This is a genomic window from Candidatus Hydrogenedentota bacterium, assembly GCA_019637335.1.
In the GTDB taxonomy this organism is placed as follows: Bacteria; Hydrogenedentota; Hydrogenedentia; order Hydrogenedentales; family JAEUWI01; genus JAEUWI01.
On the sequence record JAHBVV010000032.1, the window covers coordinates 22,489 to 45,127 of the forward strand.

Sequence of the window (22,639 nt, forward strand, 5' to 3'; positions counted from 1 at the left end):
TGCGTAAGACTTCGGACAGCGGCAGGGCGGAGGAGGCCGGCGTCGGGCCGCCGCCATGCGCCAGGTGACCGCCCGCGTTCCACGGCCCAGTCGCCGACGCCGAGCGCCGCCTCCTTGTAGGCGAAGATCCCGTAGTCGCGGTACGTTTCCGGGTCAACGATTGCGGAGAAGAAATTGGCGAGGAAGGAATTCCCACCCGCCGCCAACCCAAACGGATCCACCAGTGACCACGGGTTGCTCGCGGCGTAGGTGTAGCCGTTTCCCAGGTTCAGCGGGTCGCCCCAGAGGCCGAGCGGGTCGCGGCTGGCAGAGCCTGTCGTCGCGAGGTGCGAGTCTGGGCGGGCGTTGGACTGTCTTTTCAGGTCGCAGCACCACCGATCAGACCGGAGCGTGGCCCTATGAGTAATTGCGCGTGCTGCGCATCTTGCTAGCGGAAAATGCTCACCTTAAACACCAACGCCTCAAAATCCGGGGGATCCGCCATGCCATGGCTGCAGTGATAAATACGTTCTGATTCCGACAATTCCTCAACCCAGAACCCCGCGTTGCCCGTCCACTTTTCCTCTACCACGCGATCATTACCATACATGCGTTTGAAGACGTTCCAGACGCCGATTTCTCCCTTTCTACAGAAAAAGGGGTATTCAACAGAGTCCTCGTATCGATTATCCTTCCAGGTCCTCAGGATATCCACCCGCTCGCCTTTTTCCAACTCGAGCCAGCCATCGTATACTTTTAAATCGAATCCTTGCTCGAATTCAGGCTTTACCGACAAGAATTCAGCACGGATAAGTCCACTTTCGGCTACGGGAATTCTGTCATAGGTTTTAACTACTCTGCCATTCCATAAAATGTGATCTGGCCTCTTGGATTTGTCCGGATACCTCTTTACCTGGTCCACCATAGCCCATTGTATGTCTCGACCGCTGTCGGCATACTCATCACCTCGCAACTGCACCATGGCTTGCTCCTTTAGCGTTTTTTCAACCTTCGGTGCGGGTCTCTCGCAGCGTGCTCTTCAGGCCAGAGCGGAACAACATCCTTGCCACCTTTTCTAAGTGGAACTGGTTCATGAGATAGTTCCATCGTCTCTAACTCTCCATAGTCATTTCGTTGTTGCGGTCCACGCCAGCCACGTTCTCTAATCATGTCACGCTGGTCGGGGGTCAGTCCAGAGTTTGGATCCTCCGCCAGTTTTCGCCATGCTTTCCGCCGCTCCGCGTCTGTGAACGTGTAGGGTGAAGGTGGATTATTCGGATCGGAAACGAATCTGCCTGTTTTCGGGTCTCGAAGACGAGGAGGACTGACTGCTTCTTTGACAGCACCCGCCCTGATAACGTTCCCCGCTTCCCTCAAGAGATTTGGGAGGCTCTTGATGGACATGGCGATGTCCGGGGCCCCGTAACCTGCATCTTCCCACCCGAAATTCTGCAACTTTTCTTTAGCAGCATCCCCCACTGCTCTTGCGGCGCCAACGGGGTCCTCCTTAACCGCGCCAATGGTGGACTTTACTTCATCCGTTGCCTTGAGCGTCTGTTCCGCAAGATGATCGGGATCTTTCATCAACTTATCGGCCTCCAGAACAAAGAGACCAAGGTCCCAAATGCGCTTCCAGAAGCCGCGCCACATCTTGCCAAGCGGTCCTTCCTGATTCGAATTCCCGCCCGCCGCCAGCCCAAACGGGTCCACCAGCGACCACGGGTTACTTGCGGCGTACGTATACCCGTTCCCCAGGTTCAGCGGGTCGCCCCAGAGGCCGAGGGGATCGCGGCTGGCGAAGCGTCCGTGGGTGGGGTCGAGGTAGCGGTTGCGGTAGTAGTAATAGCCGAGCTCCGCGTCCCATTGGCGGCCGGTGAAGAGGTAGGGGTTGGCATGAGTCCCGCAGTATTATCGACCTAGCCCAGCATTTGCATGATATCCTCTATCGTTTGTGCCCGATCAAGCGATTTTTCGATTGTCTCAATGTCTCTCGCCAACCATAAAGATTGGTACTTCTCAATGTCGGCTAGAACCAGTCTCCGTAGTTCGGCTACTGTAATGGTATCAATAATGCCTACGCGCCACCTGACTCGCGACTTTCGGCCCATGAGTTTTGCAAGTAGAGAAGGCGGGGAAGCATATTCAGGACTCTCTAGACAGTACCTCGTTCCCTTCGAATCCACGAGAAAGTAATACTCCATATTCTTCCACCTGGCAAGCTTCTTGGTGGATGCGTAAATAAACACCTCGCTTGAGTCATACTTCAATACACTGCAATCCGGTGCGCCGAATCGTAGTGCGGGCCAGTGAATATCATCAAAATCCATTTCTGTCATGAAATACAACCCCTCAAATTATTAGTCGCCAACCAGGTAAGAACCGGCAGCACCCATACCGATACCAGCACCTCCAACAATAGCCTTATCCAATACATTGCTACCGTACCAAATCCGTTGCAAGGCGTTGAGCGGCATTTCCGGGTTAATCCTGTGTAGAGCCTCGTGCAGGCCAGTTCCTCCGAATCTCCTCGGCTGGCCAAGATTGGTTATATTCCACCTCGAGTTCTTGATAAAGTTCGGCACATACCTGCCGTACTGTTCCCCAAAGAAGCCCTTCCACGTCAGCCTGCCAGCCCCGCCGCGGGTACCGCCTTGCGCAATGATGCGGTGGTGAATGTTGTCATTCGGTGCGGCGTTCAACCTTTGAGCATGCGCATTCCGCATCCCGTTTCGGCCTTCCCACCGGTATCTTCCTGTGTCCGCGAAGCCGTCCTTCCATCCCCGCCACTCGCCCGCAATATCTTTCCACCAGGAGCCAAACTTCGAAGACAGCCCTGGCCTGCCCGGAATGCTCCTTCCGTAACGTCCAAGTTTTCCGAGGATACCAGCTTTCGATCCCGCCTGGACAATTCCTGCGCCAAATACAGCGCCCGCGATCGTGACGCTCACTTCCGGGGCGAGTCGCCCGAGGTCTCGATCACTGAAGTTTCCCACGTAATTTGAGAAATCGTTGGATACGCGCTCGGCCGTCTCTGCCGGATTGGAGGCCGCGGTCCACAAGCCAAAGGAAGAAGCCAGCAGGTTGTCGCTCCGGTGCATGGGGTTTATTTGTCCGTACCAGAAATCTATCCCCTGACCGACCATTGCGAGTCCGAAATCAATATTGCCTTGCGCATAGGCCGCGAGCCTATCGTTCAAGGCCGTGCCGCCGCCGTTCCCACTACACAACCCAAACGGATCCACCAGGGACCACGGGTTGCTCGCGGCGTAGGTGTAGCCGTTGCCCAGGTTGAGCGGGTCGCCCCAGAGGCCGAGGGGATCGCGGCTGGCGAAGCGCCCGTGGGCGGGGTCGAGGTAGCGGTTGCGGTAGTAGTAATAGCTCAGCTCGGCGTCCCATTGGCGGCCGGTGAAGAGGTAGGGGTTGGCGAATTGGGACGCGGTCACATTCAGGCGCGCGCCGGCGGCGTCGAAGAATTCCGGCAGGCCGTAGTCGGCGTAGTCGTAGGCCTCCACGACGGCCCCGGCGCCATCCGTCAGCTTGACGACATTGTGCTGGTCGTCGGCGTGGTAATAGTAGTCCGCGCCGCCGCGGCGCATGGTGAGGACTTCGTCGATGTAGTTGCCGTAGACATAGCTTGCCGCGAGCGCCGGACTCCCCGCCGCCGGGACGTTCCACTCCTCCGCCACGCGCGCGCCATCGTGGAGATAGCGCGTGGCGCCGCCCCCCGAACGCTTCTCGATGCGCCGGCCCAGGGCGTCATAGACGTATTCCGACACCCCGTCGCCGATGTTCACGTCGTCCACCAGGCACGCGTTCGACGCCTCCAAGATGAAGCGGTCCGTGCCCTGGACGGGCGCGTTGTCCGCGCGCAGGACCGTCGCCAGCGGCTGCCCCAAGGGCCCGCGCCGGATGACGACCTGGTCGCGGAAGACATGCGCGTGGATGAGGTACGGCGTGTCGTTCGCCGTGGCGACGGGCGCCGAGGCCAGCTGCCCGCCCGTTCCCTCGCGCCAGAGGCTGATGCCGTCCGCGTCGATATCCAGCTTCAGGAATTCCGCGTCAAACGTGGTGTCCGTGTTCTGCCCCGTGATGCGCAGGTAGGCGTCCAGCACGTCGTTGCCCGAGGCGCCGGACGGGCGCGTGTACACCCACCAGAAATCGCCGTCCGGATTCGTGCGCGGCAGGGCGGAGGAGGCCGGCGTCGGGCCGCCGCCATGCGCCAGGTAACCGCCCGCGTTCCACGGCCACGGCGCGGACAACACGCCACCCGCGCTCGCCGGGTTGTGCTCCCACGCCGCATCGAGGCCCGTCGCGAAGTCATCGCTGAAGACGCTCCCCGCCGGGACGCCGTTGGCGCTGTCGATTTCCGGCGCCCGCGCCGCCCGGACAATGCGGTCGCGGTAGTCGTGCTCGTAGAAGGCCGGGAGCGCCTGGCCGGTCCGGAGGGTGTTGCCGTTCTCGTCATAGACGCGGTCATCGATGTCGCCCGGCGCCAGCGTGTACTGGTTCATCTGCGCGTCCGCCGGCGCGGGCGTGGCGTCATCCTCCGAGTAGGCCGCTGTCGCGAGGTCGGTGTAGGTATCCGGCGCGGTTTCGACCCGCGTCTTCACCGCCTCCCGGTTCCCCGCGCCGTCGAGGTCGTATTCGGTCACATGCGGGCCGTATGTAATCGAAACGGGATTCGAATACACGCGCGTCCCGCCATCCAGCGCGCTCGCGTAGATATCGAAGGTTCCCTGGTCCGGCCGCGCGGGCGCGAGGGCGTCGATCTGGGTCGCGGTGTAGCCCTGCAAGTCGGCCGCGTAGTCCACCGTCTCGTCGCGGGCGCCCTGGGTCTTTGTAATATAGACGCCGAGCGTGCCCGGGTCGAAGGTGGCGCTGAAATCGCCGTTCAACTGCAGCGGCGCGCCGCCCGTGAAGCTCGCAACGTCCGGCGTGACGCTGTTCAGCGCCATGGCCCCGGTCCAGTTGCCCGCCGCGCCGGAGGCCGCCGCGCCGATAGTCTTGATGGAACGCTCCAGCCGGTTCAGCGAGTCGTACTGGTAGTCGTAGGTCTTAACCGGAACGCCGCCCGCCAATTCGACGCGCTGGGTCTTATTGTTCGCCTTGTCCCACGTATAGGTCCGCGCGTCGAAAGCCGTTCCCGGCGACTCCGGATTCTGCGGGTCGTACTGCTCGTGCGTGGTGGCGTTCACCCGCCCGACGGCGTCGAACGCATAGCGGAGACGCGTGCCGTTGCCCGCCATCGTGCGCCGCTCGACGCGGCCCGCGCCGACGTAGTCGTAGGAAGCAAGCAGATTCGCTCCATCGCCGCCCTGGGAGCTGTGGATGGTGGAAATACGCTCCAGTTCGTCGTAGGCGTGGGTCACCGTGCGCCCAGCGGGATAGGTGGTGGACTCCCGATCGCCCGTCAACCCATAGGTGTGGCTGATGGTCTTGGTGAAACCATCCGCCGCGAACTCAATCGTCTCCGACCGCATGTTCGACATGGAGTCGAAGGTGCGCGTCACCGTGGCGAAGTCGTTCGCGGCTACAGTGGTGTTGGAGAGGCTGTCGTATTGGTAGCTCTCGAAGGTAGCGCCCTGGATGGACCCTTGCGGGTCGTCCGGCGTGATGGTCTTGTCCGTGAGGCGATTCAGGGCGTCGTACGTCGAGACGATTGCCGTCAAATTCGCGTCGAGCTTGTGCTTCACATTGCCGAAGCTGTCGTAGGTGTAGTCCACCTCGGTGGCGTCGGCGAAGACGACCTTGTCCAGCCGGTCGAGGGCGTCGTAGACGTTGGTCGTCCGGTTGCCGTTGGGGTCCTCCTGCCACGCCAGCCGGGAGTTGTCGTCCCACCCTTGCTCGGTCGTCACGTCTGCCGGGTATTCCGGGGCAATGCGGGTGGTCTTCAGGAGCCGGCTGAGGCCGTCGTATTCGAACCGGGAAACGTTGTCCTCGGCGTCCTTCGCATAGACCACATTGCCACGGGAATCGTACTTTGCCACGGTGACGTGGCCCGCGTTGTTCTCCGTCTGGATGGGCCGGTTCAGTTCGTCATAGGTCACGTCCACATAGTAGACCGCGTCCGGGTCGCCCACGTCCGATTTTGCCGTCTCCGTCGTACGGGTCACATTGCCGTTGTCGTCCAGAGCCAGCGCGATCTGGTTGCCCTTGGCGTCGGTGGTCGTGATCAGGCGGTAGGCGGTGTCGTATTCATACTCCGTGGCGTGCCCGTTCGCGTTGATCACCCGCTCGATTGTGCTGTTGAGGTTGTAGACGGTCTCCACGGTGGATACACCGCCCAGGAACGCCGTTTGCGCGTCCGGATCGAAGTACGCCACCTGGTTGTGGGTCTTCCGATTGAGATTGTCGTAAACGTTCGTCGTTTCCGCCATGCGCGTCAGGGTGGCGCGGTGCGTGTCCAGCGTGGCGTCGGCGCCATCCGCCGGCACGGTGGAAGTATCCTCGCTCACTTCGCCCCAGAGGATGGTACGCGTTATGTTGCCGTTCTCATCGTAAGAGAATTCCGTCACGTTACCCATGGGGTCCGTGACGTAATGCAGGCGATTGAAGCCGTCATACTGGTTGTAGGTGATACGGTCGGGCTCCGTGCCGGACGGCTCCTGCGTCACCTGGCGGGCATTCCCGTTAGCGTCGTAGGTGTACCGGATGGTGAGGGTATCGTCCTGCGTGGCCGGATCCCCCCGTGTTTCCGCGACGACCAGTTGTCGCGTGTTGTATTCGTAGGTCGTATAGTTCAGCGGCTCGTTCCCCGCCACGGCCTCGCCCGACCACTGCACGGTCGGATTCTCGTTCCGGTCGTAGTCCGTGTGGGTGTGGATGAACTCGCCCTCTTCCACCTCCTCCAGGATGTCCGTGGGGCTATTGAGCGTGTTGTAGCGGATTTCCCGGACAATCACCTCATTCGAATCGTCGTCCGTGCCCTCCTCGTCGAAGTTCTCCGTGTAGGTATAGCGGAGGTTGTTGTTGCCGTCATATTTGAAAACCGTCTCTCGGGCACGGTTTACGGCGCCGGTCACGGTGGGCGTGCGCTCCAAGACCAGGCGATCGCGGTGGTCAAAACGGCGCTCCGCCGTGTTCCCATTGGGGTCGGTGATGGCCTCCGCCAGCCCGCGGGCATTGGGCACGTAGACCGTGGTGAGGTTCAGCCCGTCGTCATCGATGACCTGCTGCACGAGGTAGCCGTCACTCCGATAGCCGTAGGTATCCACACGCGGCGGCCCGGTCTCGCCCACCGGGTGTGTATGGGAGGTCATCTGGCCGAACGCGTTATAACCAAACGACTCCGTGAGGCCGTTGATGGCGTAGGTCCGGGTTAGTGGGTTGCCCTCCGTTGTGTGCGTGGTGAGGGTTTCATTACCGCGACCATCCCGATAGCGCGCGACGAAGCGGCTGTGGTTCCCGTGGTTGCCAAAGCCCTCCGCGTAGTCCCACTCCTGTGTGATGGGGGCGCCACCGCCCGCCAGATAGTGGGACGCCGTTCGCATATTCCCCACGGTCCACCAGGCCGGCTCCGTTTCGCTGCCCGCGCCGCCATAGGTGAAGGTCTCGTAGTCCCCGCCGGGATAGTCGATGCGGGTGACCAGGCTGGTATCGCCTTGATAGCTGTAGGTCGTCTCGAAATAGTCCGACGGGTCCGTCGGCAACGCGGAGAACGCCGTCGTCTCGTCCGCGTTCTCGCGCGGGGCCGCGTAGACCCGTTCCGAGCGTGTGCGGTTCTTGTCGTCGAAGACGGTGACGCGAATATTCCCCTCTGGATCGTTGACCGTCACCCGCCACATGGCGTCCGCCTCGCCAAGAAGTTCATACGAGAAGTTATATACGCCGTCTCCATAAATCTGCCGGGTCACCCGGTTTTTCATGAAGTCCGCGGAGGCTGTGTCGTAATCGTTGTCCAGATAGACTTGGCCGTTGCCGTCCGTGATGGTATCGATGAGGTCGGTCCCTGGTACGTAACTGTAGCGGTTCACCGTCCAGCCGCGGCTGTCGCGTACGGTCGTCAGCTGGTCACCGTCGTAGGAGTAATACACCGAACGCCCGGTGAAATCCGTCACCCGGCTGATGCGCCCAGTATCGTAATAGCGGATCCGGTAGCTTCGGCCGGCCGTATCAACGACTCTCGAGAGGCGCGCCGAGCCATCCTCCAGCTCCTCGTAGTGGAAATCCATCTGGTTACCAAAGCGGTCCTTGATGTGTCGCAATCGCCCCCGCTTGCCTCCGGAAGACGCATCCAGCGGATAGAACTCGTACACCGTCTTGTCGGCGTAGGTCATTCTGACCCAGCCCGATAGGTTCTCGGAATCCTCCATCGTGATCTGGGTCGGATAATCCCCGTTCGTCCACGGCCCCGATGCGCCCTCGCGCTCCCAGATCTCCTCGCGCCCGCTCCGGCCATCATGGACCAGAATTCTCCGCCCATCGTTCTGGCGCCGGACCCACACATTGTAAGCATAATCCCACTGCTCGCCAATCGGATTCCGCTCCGCCTTGATGTTCTGAAGCTGTTCCTGAACAATCTCCGCCGGTCCGACAAACTGCCGGACACCCGTGTTGTTCCGGGCATGCTTCGATCGGTAGACCCTGGACCAGTCAAAGTCGAACCCCGGGCTCGAAACCCGAAGATCCGTCATGTTCTCCGTAAACTCACCAGAGAACTGATAGACAGGATCGCCGGCCGCGCCGTTCGAGGCAATACCCCCATGTTCTGCTCCCGTACCGTGCATCCCGTCGGGACTGTAGCTTGCGGGATTTTCATCGCTTGACGCCAGCTCGAATCCCTCCACTGCACCATGAATAACACGGAACCGTATATCCTGCGCCGCGCGCAGAACACCATTCTTGTAAAGTTGAAATGTAGCGGTGACATCGTGGGGAATACTCTGCTCGGGAATGTTATACGCGAGGGCATAAACCCCGAGACCATCGAGGTCGCTAAGCTTGAAGCGGTCTACGATTACCGTTGCGAGGTCGACCGAGTACTGAGGGGACGCCGAAGGGCTGGCCGAGAATCGGCGAGTCCAGGCATTCGTGGCAAAAAACAACAACTCGGGGCTGGTGTCCTGTTCGATTGAGACTTCCCATTTGTCCCTTTGAAGGGCCTCCCCAAGTTCTCCCACATCCGTGACTTCGAAGCCGATTCGTCGAGCGAGCATATGAACGCTCTCCGGCAAATACTGTTCCCGCGACAAGTCGGGAACGTTGACCAATTGAACGACTCCCTCCGGATTCGCCTCCGGAACACCGTCTCCGTCGGTATCGAGAGCAACAATGAACCCTGGAACGTCGATCGGCTCGAACAATGCGCCTACATTCCAGTTTCTGCTCGTCGGCAGGGAAATCGGGTTAGTAGACATGTCCTGGAGATCACCGGTCCACCCAACAAACGTGAAGCCTATGTCCGGAACTGCTTCCAGGGAAATCGTCTCATTGCAATCATATATCGCGTAGTTGCTATTTCTGGATATGACGCCGCCCTCAGACGTTTCCAGGTCCACGTCAACAACATTTCTGCAATTCGCCTCAAACACGGCCCGAAACCAATTTATCTCGGGATGTTCAACGATTTGGCAGGAGGTTAACTCCAGGCGTTTGCTGGTTGAAAAGGGTACGTTTTCCCGATTGTGGTATGCCAGTTCCCAGTACTTGAACTTGTACCCGGGTCTCGGCGTCGCTACGAGTGTAACAGTTTCATGGATTGGGTAAATCCCTGCTCCTTCGACCGTGCCACCAGGCGTCGCGGTGGCCGACACCTGCATTTCGCGCCCGTCTGGCCGAAGTGTATAGGTTACATCTCGGCCTTCAGAGGTGTCTACATACGAAACGGACTCCACCTCCAAGCCGTGCTCCGGAGCAAGTGCAACTTTGCCCCAAAACGTAGAACCCGAGCTACTGTGGGCATCTCCGATTGTCAGGTACTCTCCCTCCTCGAGTACCCAACCTGCACGCTCCCCGTCGAGGGATAGGCGAGTTCCTCCGACAATTGTCAGGTGGTTTCGAGTCAATTGCAGGGTTAAGTCAAGATAGGGAGGGCGCGAGCCATCATAGTACGAAGAATTGGGAGCCAGGCACGTAACAGGACTTGTTGTTCCACAGGCGGTTTCAAGCGTAGTATTCACTGGGGGGTTTCTGATGTAAGATACCCAGCACCGGAAAGTCTCCAAATCGACGCGCCCGTGACGCAGATCGACGTCGTAAGCGACGAATCCGCTCCCCAGCCATTGGTGGCATTCCGTTTCCGAAGGTAACACCGTCACTGAATCCGTCCCTAGTATTATCAGGCTATTTTCCTCCCCCAGGGGAAGGCCCCCGTTCAAGGGAAGGCCTATCGTCTTTGCTCCGGGAACTTCTACAGTTACCTCGGGAATTGGATGATCGTAGTAGTACGTCCAACCACAATATCGGGCGGTACCCTCGTGGCAAAAGTCATGCCTTGGATTCCACCTTGAGTAAGTATACATTTCATACCACGGACGACAGTCGTGCGATACCGTACGCTTTGGTGCGGGAGTGAGTATCGGTGGCGATGGAGGGGCGGTCGAGTCGCCTGTTATCCAGTAGCCAATGTTGATGGTTGCTTCCGGGTTCGACTGGCCCGTGTACGCATATACGGGCGCAACCGTAATATCGCTTGTCAGCCGAGGAATGGTAAGAATCTGCGTATCACCACTTATGTCGCCGGTCCAGTACAGAAAAGTGTAGTCGGGAATACCCGGCGCGGCTAGAACGACCCGAGTTCCAGCCTCATATACCGGTCCTGGGCTTGGGTACATAGTCACGGGATGTGAGTTCACCAGGACCAGATTACCGAAAGATTCGCGCATCCATCCAGGAATATCGATCCGGAAAGTCCTGCCAGTTGATACGAATACAGCCTCAACATAGACGTCATTCGGGGGCATGTCGAACTCCCAGATCACGTCTTCTGAGCCAGGCGAAGAGGATCGCCACTCAAGAAGCTCCATGCCATCGCCGGGAAGAGCAACGAGTTTCACCCGCTCTCCGGCGATGTATCCATTCTTATTGGGCGAGCGCCATATCGTGCCTTCACCGATGGAACGTGTAGATACCGAATACTTCGTTTGCTTAAACACTGCCCATACTATATAAGGCGCGGTCGTAATTGCGGTGGTGATGGACCCATCCGCAGGGCTGCTCTTTGTCGCCTTACCCGAGTCCCCGCTCAACCGTGCGGTTTTCTGCGCACTGAGAGAAATATCCCCTTGCCAGTGGTCAAACTCCCACCCGGGATCTGGAATTGGCGTGAATGTGACTACGTCACCAAGCTTGTATCCCTCGGGCTTATATGGCTGAATTTCAAACGTGCCGCCAGGCATGGCACCCGGCGGTGGGATCTGAATCTTGACCAACGGAGCAAAAAACGCCTTAAGTTGCTTGTTGCTGTTTATTAATATTTGGATCGAGGGCGAATCGCTACCATCTACATCATCACCTTCCCAGTGATCGAACTCCCAGCCTTCCGCAGGAGAGGCGATCACCGTAACGGACGCTCCAGACGCATAATTGTCAAAGACTGGAGTCACGCTTCCACCGTCTCCCGCGACGACATTCAGTGAGTACCAAACGCCATCCGGCTCGAATGTTGCGTGCACCGACATATCCGCCGACATTTCCGACACGGTGTGAGTAATGTCGGTGCTCGTGATGTCCCCAGACCACCCGGAAAAGAGCCACCCTTTGGCGGGCTCAGCGGTGAAGATGACCTCGGCGTCTTTGTCGAATCGGGTGATTCCCGGCGCGGGTATAACATTGCCCTCACCGGTCTGGGTGAGCGTGAGGGTGACCTTGTCGTCGGAATCCGGTTCATTGCGGAACACGGCCGTGATTTCCGTGCTTTCGGTCACAGGCGGCAGGGGGCCGGTGACGACATCGACTCCGGCTGCGTCGTTAACAATCCAGTGGTCGAACACCCACCCGCTTGCGGGCGTTTGCGTGGCGGTAACGCTTGCTCCCGGAGGCAGATATTCCTCGAAGGGCCCGTCCGAGGCAACGAGGTCGCGGTCATTGGATTCGAGGCCCGCGGAGTGGGCGAGATGTACGGCGCCCTCGCCGACGACATTCGCCGCGAAGCGGAAATGCGTGCCGCCCGGAAGGAATACGGCGACAATGTCGTGGGCGGCGTCCATGGTGATGCTCTGGGGGGCGTCGCTGTAGATGGGGCTCCCGTCGACGATCCAGTGGTCCAGATGCCGGAAACCGTCTTCCACGGCGGACACGGTCACTACGGTGGCCGGTTCCTGGGTGTGGGCCGGGTCCGGGTAGAACTCGTATCCTCCGGGTTCTGCGATGACGCGGCCAGGCGGGTTGAGGGAAACGGACCCGCCCCCGAAGCTGCGGACGGTGAGAGCGAAGGAGGGTATATAGACCGCGGTGAGTTCGGTGTTCTCCGTGAGGGGGAAGGTCTCTTCGTGGTTTGTGCTGTTGTGGATGCTCCCACCTTCCCAGTGGTCGAATCGGTAGTCACTGTCGAGCAGGTCTACGGCCCGAACGGTGACATTTTGGTCCGCGCGGAAGGGATTGAAATACTCGACGCGCTGGCCGGGCGCCTCATCTCCGTTGATGGGGTCGGGCGTGAACTCTATCCGGCCGGTTCCGGCGGGGTTGATATTTACCGTGAGCACATGAGGATCCAACCTGTAGACCGGATCAACAGTCCAATCGTCGGTCATGTCCAGGACGAGGGGGACGTCCCCGCTCTCCGTCGGCACGCCTCCCGAGCCGACGTATTCCCAATGGTCCAGGGCATAACCCAGTTCCGGGGCGGGGGACAAGGAGGTGGTTGCCCCGTTCAGGATGTAGTAGCGTGTGGCTGCGCCGTCGGTAGTTGGGAAGGACACGGACAGGAGGTCTTCCGGCGGGTTGACGGTAAAGGTGGCGGAGCCGCGGAGAGCATAGTCCCCGCCGGGCACGGGGTAGCCGTAGTCATCGCGCACCTCGAGCGAGTGGAAATCGTGTGTACCCACGGCGCTCAGTGTCAGGTGGTCCGTCACGGTGATGTCGATTGCCGGATCCCGGCTCCCATCAAAAGGTTGCCCGCTGCCGCTCCAGTGACTGAAGCAGACACCGTCGTCGAAGTTGACAAGCTGATGGTCGGGAATCGTGAGTGTGACGGTATTGCCTGTTGCGACGGCAATGGTCCGCGTGGAACCATTGTCTCCAATGATAAAGCCGTTGTCCACGTACACTTCGGGCGTGAAGTAGGGCGTGGGGAACTCCAGCGTGAGGATGGACTCACCGACGAAGTCGGCTTCGATGTGCTTGTCGCCGTCCATGGAGAAGGTGTAAGCGCCATTGAGCAGTTCCACGGGAGTTCCGTTGACACGCAGTTCGTCGACGAGCATGCCGGTTCCCGGTAGGGGCGTTATGGTGACCTCGGCGCCTCCCTCAATACATCCATAGGTGCTATCCGCCACGAAACAGTCGTCCGGCGCGGGCGTTACGAGGATGGTGCAGCCGTGATCCGGGGGCAACACCGTGCCGCCCGCGCCAGAGACGGACGCGGATAGTCGGTAGCGAGACACAAGATCGGGGCAGGCATCCGTGTCGATGGCCACGGTCGCGCCCTTTTCGGGGCTTTCCAGCGCCCGGACAGCGGGAGAGTTCGCGTCAAAGTGGACATCACTTACCTCAACAAGGTCGCCACTCCCGATGCCGGGACACCGAACCAAAGGATAGAGGTTGCGCACCTGGGTGCAGCGGAGATCAACTCGCGAGAGATTCTCCAGGCTGGAGAGCCCGTTCAATGCGACGCCTTGTGTGACGGAGTCCGCCATCTCTTCAACAGTCCCGAACAGCAGATCGTATAGGCCGGTGTCTGCCAGATAGATTTCCTCCAGGGCCACAAGTGCCACGGCCCCATCCAGCGCTCCTGGCTCATCGAGCGGATTACCCGAGAGATCGAGGCTTAAGAGTAGGTCGCCATCGTCCAGGTGGGACAGTCGGGTCACCTGATTATCCCGCAATGATAGTCTTGCGAGCAGCGGTGGCTGGGTCAGGGGATATAGCTCGGAAACGGAGTGCCCGTTGAGATTAACCTCCTGCGTTGTGCGAAAATATTCCACTCCCCGCAGGCTGGCGACGCTTTCGCACGACTCGCAGTCCCAATTGAGAACCACGGGCGCCGCATCCAGATCCATCGAATAGAATGCGCCCTCTGGCCGCCCAATACTGCTTCGCACGAGAAATTCAAGTTCGCTATCCACGAACGGTGGCTGGAAATCGCCGGTGCGGGCGCTCATGCCATAGTCGTCAATCCAGACCGCGTTCGGGTAATAATTGTCGAACTCATCCAGATACACAATGTGGATAGAGGTGATAGCGGACGAATCCAAAGGCGCCACTGGCGGGTCACGTTCGATCAGCTTGTCCTGGCTCCTCCAGGCGTCTGGCGGCCCCGAAGTGGCCGAATCCCAATCGTAGTCGCCTTTCGCGCCGCCGGGCTCTCCCTCTCCACGGATCCACACTTGCCGAAGTTTACCGTAGGTTTCGATGTAGACGTTGTACCACGCTCCGGGATCGAGCGGTTCAGCGAGGGGAAACTCCACCTGCTCCACATCGTCAGACCCGAAGGCGCCCCAACGTTCAACGAGCGTAATCTTGTTAGGGAAGATCTTCACCGTACTTGATATGGTTTCGTCCGCCGCACGCGTACGAAACGCCGCGCATATACTGTCCGCCAGTTTCTCGCCTTCTTGCCAGTCGGGATCCTCGTTGAAGCGAAGAGCGACATTGAGCCGGTTGTTCGGGGCCGTCATTGGGCGCTGGACGATGGCCACGTCTGTGAGATTCGGCGGAGCTTGCGCGTTTACGGTCAGGTATGCGTTTAACGTGTCGTCGCTCGCCACGACGATACCCGTTCGCAGCCATTCACCAGAACCCTCGACCGTCCAATCACCATCCGAGAACGCGCCGGGGTATGAGAGCTCAAAGTCATCCACAACCCCGTATGCGGGAAAAGATTCGTCTGCGTAGACGTGAACAGTCTCCGTGGCGACAAAAGTGTTGACACCGTCCCCCGCCACAAGTGTGACTGTATAGGCGCCAGGCGCGTTGTACTCATGGGTTTCTTGCTGGCTGCCCGCTTGCAGGCCAGACCCGTCCCCGAAGTCCCATGACCAAGACGTTATGGTTGTAGGAGCACTCGAGTTTATCTGGCAGTTCTCGGTGAATCGTAACGGAATCGTTCCGGTACCCGTGGCTTCTAATACTTCCACGGTAAACGCCGGGAGTACTTGATCACTAAATCGGACGGGGAGACGCACGCTATGGAGCGCATTCGCTATGCTCTCAGCCTCCGTACCTATGCGAAGCGTCACATAGTGGTCGGTATTCGGGGAAGCGAAGGTCTTCGTCTCCACCAGATTCGAGGCAAAATCCGTACTTTCAAAAACGCCATCGTCATCAAAATCCCACTCGCGAACCTCGTAGGGCAGATTCCCAGCAATTGAGGAATCCCGTAGCGTAATGCTGCCTTGGAAGCCATTCTGCGTCCAGGTGAACTGAGGGATGGGGTCAGTGAGGAAACTGACTTCCTGAGATGTCCTCGAGGTTCCATTGTGGCCGATGGCCGTCAAAGTCACCGTATAGTTGCCCGGACGAGCGTACTCATGTGCCGCGTCTCCCGAATCGGGATTCGCCGGGACATGATCTATAGTCACTCCGCTTCCGTCGCCGAAATTCCACAGATAGCGAACAACCGAATCCGCATTTGCCGTGGTATTGTCAAAAACCACTTCTCCGGGAAGGCTAATCCCATTGAGATCTGTTTGGATCACAAAATCGGCGACGGGCGCGGCAGTCACATATATGCTTCTGGTTGATTCGATCGTATTCTCATTGGGAGTGCCTGGACTCAGCAACAGGCGCAGGGTTACGTTATATTGTGTGCCGGCCTCGAGCTCGAAGGTAGCCCCCGACGTAACATCGCCTGTCGCAATATCGTCGACGAGCCAGGTTCGACTCACGTTCCCGCCGCCGATATAGGTCCGATCTTCAGCATGTACGCGATACACATCGGGAGAACTTCCGACCTGTTCACCCTGGCGTAGCGTGAAGAATGGCGTAACATCGGGCTTACGATTCTGCCCGATGATGTCTCCGATCACTTGTTCCTCACAACTCTTTAGGGCAAAAAGGCAGTCGATATAGTTGGACTCTGCCACTAGCACGTACTGGTTGGACATGCTCCCGACGGCACAATCTATCCGGCACAATCCTGCGTACTCGGAATAGCATCCTTGCCAACGGCTAACTCTCCATGGAGAGTTCTCTACGCTGGGTAAATTCTCTATGCAGCCAACACATTTGGCGTAGTCTAGCGCGCAAGACTCATACGCCATTAAACCTGCCCATTTCCCTTCTAAACGTTTGGAACATGGCTTGCCTAATGATGCGGGCGCGTCGCCATACATCTCCAACACGGTTGAGTTGCTCGGTCGGTAGTGCTCCTGGCTCTTGGGCTCATAGATAGCCCCGCGATATCCCAGAGGCATTGCCGCACCAGAAAGCTCGGTCACCTCGCCGAAGGGCAGGTATTCCATGCTGGATAGCCTGGCCGCATTTCCATCATAAGCCCGCCGGATGCTTCCCTTGATATCGTGAACGTAGTATGCCGCCTGGCTGCTTTCGGGCTCATTAGCGTCAAGATGTCCGAGAACTGTCGTCGATGGCGCCATCGGATTAAGCGGCACGAAGGTCAAGCGCGTACTACCGCTTGAGGCGCTCTTCAATGCCGTGGCGTTGTGTAGGACTTCCATTCCCGCTGGAAAGCCACCGAGCCCCCATTGGAAGAAGGATATCTCGTTGGGGACGTCATGCCGCCTTCTCTTTGTGTCTCCCCGGTGACTGTAACTTACGTCCTGCTCTCCAGGAAAGTCACTCGTGAAGGAGGTCGGTTGTAAGCCCTCTGTGTACGTGTAGTGTGCATAGTGCGTGCCGTCCGTCTTCGATACGACCCGACCCCAGCCGTCGTAGATGTAGGAGACCGGCGTACCGCCATTGGAAGTCACCGTCGCCAGCTTATTGTCTTCGTCGTAGGTAAAAGATTGGCTTTCAAGTACGCCGTTTACATTACTTACTACGCGAGTCAAGAGATTATTGGCGGGGTCGTACGTGTACCTATAGGTTGCGACAAATGAGCCGCCCGCGCCCCGACGAGTGGCTTCCGTCAATCGCTGGCGGACATCATAGTCATATACCCACCCGGATCCATCAAGCCTCGATTCCTCAAGCAGTTCTCCGGCAGCATTGTAGATATACTGGAAGCGCTCGACCAGCGCCGCGCCACTCGTATGTCGTATTTCAATGACTCGCTTATTGTCGTCGTAGGTGTAGGACGTAGTCATTCCATTGGGGGCTGTGGACGCCTTCAGATCTCCCTCGCCGTTGTATTCGAAAGTCCACACCTTTCCGCCCGGGGCCTCAATTCGACTCACCTTCCCGTGGATTTGCTCATAGCGATATGCAATATCGTTCCCGAAATAATCATTGAGATTTGCAACACGCCCCATGCTGTCATATGTATAACGCATTTGTGCGCCGTATGGGTCCCGTATTTGCGCTACTCGCCCCAGAACGTCGTAAGTGATTCGCAATCCGTGATTCGGGTCCAGCCAATCGGTGATTTCCGTGGTGCGGCCCTTGACATCATATTTCATGCCTACGCTTGCCACACTACTTCCGTTACTATACGATGTTGTGGCGAGACGCCCCAGATCGTCGTAGGTATGTTCTATTGGATTATCTGTACCGGTGGGGCCCGCAGCGGCGGCAATGCGCCTGCCATAATCATCATACGTAAAATGCTTTTCCCGACCCGCCTGATTAACCTCGGACATGAGGCGATTTGCCTCGTCGTAGCTATACGTAGTTGTGTTGTTTCTCTCATCAGTCAATTCAATGAGACGGTCTTTCGCATTGTCGTAGGAGAATTGCTTGCCGCCAAATTCGTCCGTTGTCGTGGCGATTCGCATGAAAGCGTCGTAGGTGTGGGTGGCGTCATTTCCCGATACGTTCGTCTCCGAAAGCACATTCCCGTAGCTGTCGTATGTAAAGGGTGTGCTTATTGCGCCATCGCTTCGAGAGAGTAGTCGGCCCATCGAATCATACGTGAGGCTTATCACTTGCCCTGAAGGCTCTTCACGGCTCGTCAACCGACCCAAGAGATCGTAATCGTATAGCGTAGTTCCCGTCGAGTCTGTACTCGAAATGAGTTGCCCACTCGCGCTGTATGCGAGTACCCGCTCGCTACCATCCGGGTGTATCTCTCGCACAAGATTGCCGTGAACATCGTATTCGTACTCGGTCACTCCCCAAAGCGAGTCCGTCTTCCTGGCAATCAGTCCCATCGAGCCAAGACATGTCTGGCATCCGCTCGTATCGAACTCGAATTGGGTTATGGCGCCAAGACTATCGTATTCAACGACAGCATTGCCGAAATCGTCGTAAATGCGCGATACGGCATATCCTCCCGGCGCTGTTTCATTAATGACATTCCCCATCTCGTCGTAAGTAAACGTCGTGTCATTACCCAAAGGGTCTGTGATTGTGACAATTTGCCCGTAACTATCGTACGTGTAGGTTGTGCCGTCTATAACTCCGGTCTCCAAGGCATTCTCGATGCGACCGTTGGCGTCGTACGTGATGGCAACGCTGGTCCCGTCGCGGCGAGTGATACTGCTGGGCAGCGCGTCGTCCGCACTGGCGTAGGTGAGCGTCTTGCCATAGCCGCTTACATCCGTGGTAACGGTGGCGCGCCCGTAAGCGTCGTGGGTATAGTCCGCGAGTACAACTGACCCGGGCCCTACAATCTGCTCCAGGGTGTAACCGTCTGTTCCATAGAGGTAAGTCCATCTTTCGAAGGTCGTGGCTGTCCCACTCGCGTAATAGTCGACGTGCCATGGCATGCCGGTAGCCCCTACGGGGGTGTAGACGTATTTGCTCAGCGGCGTGCTCTCGTCGTAGGTGATGACACTGGCTATGTAGGTGCTCAAGCTCCTTTGGTAAACCGTGCTAAGTCCGTCGGCTGTATTAATGGAAATCTGGCTGGCCAGGTAGCCCAACCCTGAAGCATAAGAGAACGACCATACGAGGTCGGTCGGCGCTGAGTTTTTGTCCGTAAGCTGCGTGAGGTAACGTGAAGCGGGCACGGAGCCGTGGGTGTCGTAGGTATAGGTAACAGGATTCTCGCCCGGATCTTCCACAGCCACCAGTTCATCATTGCCGTTATAGGTATAGATAAACGCGGCCAGCACTGTGGTGTCCTTCTTGAGCGATGCTTGCGAAATGAGGTTTCCGGTGTATGTGAATTCCAGGTACCGTGGATCATCGATTGGTGCGTAAGCCTTAATGAGCTTACCGACTCCCACCACATCGTCGTATTCCAGCGTGATCTGGTTCCCATGGCTGTCGACGATAGCTTCCAACCGCGCATAACGATCCGTGGTCGTGGTGGGCATAGAGAATTCGTACCGTCCATTGTCCGCGCGCCACAATATGTACGTACCTGCGGCCTTGTTGCGGACCAAAACCTGGCGCTTCTCTTCGGGATAAACAGCAATGGAGCGGTAGTAGATATCCTCGCTGGCGGTGCTGTCGGTGGGACTCCGGGCAAAGGTTCGAGCCTCGCCTGTCTCGTCGTAGACGATGACCGTGAGTGGGTAGCCGCCCACCGTGGGCGTAGAGGTGGTCAGGTGGACGTTAAGGTTGTGGGTCCAGCCAGATCCGATGTTGTTACTCCACGGTTTGGCTGGGTCCGTGTATTCAGACGTGGCAAAGCCTGCCTTGCACAGGTAGTGGCGGGTGAAGGCCAATTGCAGGTCGCCGCGTACCGGCGCCCGAACATCGGAAATCGCCAATTGGACCGTGGCGCCGGAAGGGATGACGGAGAGAAAGCCACCCGGCACCAATACGCCCGAATGGGCGATGCCGCCGGTCGCCGTATCCGGCGCGCCCGGCATGCCCGTCTGCGGTATGTGTCGCGTATCGCCGTCCCACGGATCCCAAGCATGCACCAGTGAGCCTTGGCTCGACTGAGGAAGGGACGACAGAGCCACCGTTTGGGGGCCCGGTGGGGGAGGTGGCGGAGCGTTGTTGTCATTGGAGCTGCCCGTGCCGCCCCGGGCGCCCTTGAGCGTATCCAAGTCCAGGACGGTTAGGGCGGCCAGGCTCTCATTCCCCTGATACTCGATTAGGGCCTTGCCATTCCACCGCGCTAGAAAATCCGCCAGCGCCATGGGCGCAGGGTCCGCGCCGTTGTCAGATACGAAGAGAGAATTACTCTCCCTCGCCAGAACGAGCAGAAAATGGTCGCCATCCACGTGGGCCACGAAGGGCACGGGTAATTGCTCCACTGACTCGGCCGCCACACCGAGGGTGTCGAGGCCGTGAAGTTTCGCAGCCTCGATCAATCCGAACATGCTCGCCCCGTGTTGATCGTTCCGGGATTCAATCGCCAGCGACTCCAACGTCACGTCGGTCCCCCGGAGAGCCAGCCAGCGGTGGATTGCGCGGGGGCCGCAGACTTGGGCATAGACTCGTTTGTCCGCAGGCGCGAAGTTATAGACCTCCATGGAGTTATACAGGTTGTCGTAGATGAACTTCAGGTCCTGCTCCACACCGGGAACAATCTTGTCGTCCGGGTGTTCCAATAGCAGTTGCTCCAAGATCTGCGCCGCGCCCCGGTAGTCGCCATAGTTGAGGTACACCGCGCCCAGTTTGTGCAAGGCCCGCGCCCGGTATTCCGCCTGGTAGCCCCCGGATTTGTCCATGCTGGCTACGATGCCCTCGTAGGCCTTGGCTTGGGCGAAGGCGTCTTGGGGATTCAGCATCTTGATCAGGTCCGCCATTTCCAGGCGGATACCGCCACCGGCCCTGCCGAGGATCCACTGGTCATACTCGGTGTAGAGGTCCATAGCGTCTTCGTGGCGACCCACTGCCCGAAGGGCTTGGCCAAGGTTGAGGAGCAGCCAGGACTTCACCCAATAGATGACGTTCGGGTCCGTGAATACACTGTCCACAAAACCCGCATCGAAGTCCTCCACCACCTCGCTCATGCGCAGAATGTAGGATCCGCGCTCGTTGGTGAAATTCTGAGCGTAGGCTGCCAGATTATATCGCGCTCCCAGCCGGTTCATGCTGGGCTGCGGCCGGGCCGCTAGTTCTTCCAAGTCGATGATGACATTCCGTAGCGCTTCGCCACCCTCTTCTACGCCATAGTCATAGTACGAGCCCACGGCGGAGTTCTGCAGCGGATCGTTGGGGTGCTCGTAGATCAGGCGCCGCGAACTCTCCAAAGCCCTCTGGCGGTATGGCGCAGCTATCGCCTCGTTCCCTTCGCGCTGCGCGACGTAGAACACTTCCTTGTAGTAGTCCGTGATGGCATATTTCCCAGCCGGACCCAGGGTCTCCCAGTCCGGGAATCCCAACTCAAATTCTTCGAAGCTCGTCAGCGAGGCTTTCTGCACCACCATGGCTTCAGCCTTGTCCATGAGCAACCGATTCGCGTCGGTTATCGCCTTCGTGCCGCGGTATTGGTCGAAGATGGGTAGAAGAATGGATGCAGCGTCTCGCCCTCGATTCTGCGAGAGGGCCGCCCGTGCGGAATCAAGCGCGTCCTCGGCCTCCTCCGGTGCGCGGCGCGGTGATGGCGACTTCAAGCTCCACAACGGCGCCGGGGCGGCTTTGACAACCTCAAGCACCTGTTCCACGGCAGGCAGGCTGGCCCGCGCGAGCATGGGTTTTGTTCCGGACGAAAGAACCGACATATCCGGTGGCGCTTTATCAGGTCGTTCTTCTCCAATGGCTGGCGGAGACGGCTCGTTCACAGAGGAAATTTCTTCAGATATTTCCGGGAGTATGTTAGCTGAATCGCTCGGCGTCGCGCCGGCGCGTCCAAACGAAAGGGCAAATACAACTACCCCGCCGATCGTTAGAAGACAAAAAGAAGCCCATGCCAGTTGATAGAATCTGCGCATCCGAACACTCTCCTCAGAGTCACAACGACTTAAGGCGCGCTCGGTAATTCTCCGATCCGAACACGTATCTCTGTTGGCTCAGTCAGTGGTTCTATAGATATCTATGTTAATATTTTTTCATATTGAAAAGCTGCCTTGGCGTGGTGCGGTGAAACTCACAACGACGAACGCGTTACTCGAACGCCCCTTGTCCCCGTGCGACACCCTCAATCGTGTCAACAGCTCTCTTTGAACCCAGGCCCGCGCGCCCCCTTTCCAAAGGTGGCGAGCCCGCTATACCCCTCGATTTCGAGAACTACTCATCCCTAGCTTGGTGAGATACAAGCTAGCATAGCGGATTTCAAATGTCAATGGTTTTGGCTCTTTTAGACTTCGCCCAAAGATCGTGCATACTGATCGAAGCGGCGTGCACTAACGTTATCACGCGAAATCCAGCATTGAACACCAAGCTCAAGATGCGATTTTTTCGATATAGTTTGCTATTGCTTAGTCTTATTACAATAATCCGCAGTCCGGATAAGCCCTTCGGATGTACTCTACGTTCGATTACGCTTATGCCGACGAGTTCTGAGGGATGCACCAAAGAAACTGTTCTAGAGTCCGATAGTCCCACTCAGCGAGAAGTCGTATAGGGCTTGTTTGACTTGAAGATATCTCAGGCCCACCAG

Annotated in this window: 3 protein-coding genes and 1 pseudogene; all 4 read right to left on the reverse strand. The window is 58.3% G+C overall.

All coding sequences use genetic code 11. The features are described from left to right. Window positions 1-427: 427 nt before the first annotated feature. Window positions 428-961, reverse strand: coding sequence for a hypothetical protein (locus KF886_23440; protein ID MBX3180316.1), 534 nt, complete (start codon window positions 959-961; stop codon window positions 428-430). A gap of 11 nt (window positions 962-972) precedes the next feature. After that, window positions 973-1,872: pseudogene (locus tag KF886_23445) on the reverse strand (hypothetical protein). A gap of 23 nt (window positions 1,873-1,895) precedes the next feature. Next, window positions 1,896-2,315 (reverse strand): hypothetical protein, encoded by a 420-nt coding sequence (locus KF886_23450; GenBank protein MBX3180317.1) that lies wholly within the window; start codon window positions 2,313-2,315, stop codon window positions 1,896-1,898. Window positions 2,316-2,336: 21 nt separating this feature from the next. Further along, window positions 2,337-21,971 (reverse strand): PKD domain-containing protein, encoded by a 19,635-nt coding sequence (locus tag KF886_23455; GenBank protein MBX3180318.1) that lies wholly within the window; start codon window positions 21,969-21,971, stop codon window positions 2,337-2,339. Window positions 21,972-22,639 lie beyond the last annotated feature (668 nt).

What these genes read in the sequence shown, in the direction of transcription:
- KF886_23455 (MBX3180318.1), bottom strand. Translation starts at nt 21,971, where the DNA reads ATGCGCAGATTCTATCAACTGGCATGGGCTTCTTTTTGTCTTCTAACG.
- KF886_23440 (MBX3180316.1), bottom strand. Translation starts at nt 961, where the DNA reads ATGGTGCAGTTGCGAGGTGATGAGTATGCCGACAGCGGTCGAGACATA.
- KF886_23450 (MBX3180317.1), bottom strand. Translation starts at nt 2,315, where the DNA reads ATGACAGAAATGGATTTTGATGATATTCACTGGCCCGCACTACGATTC.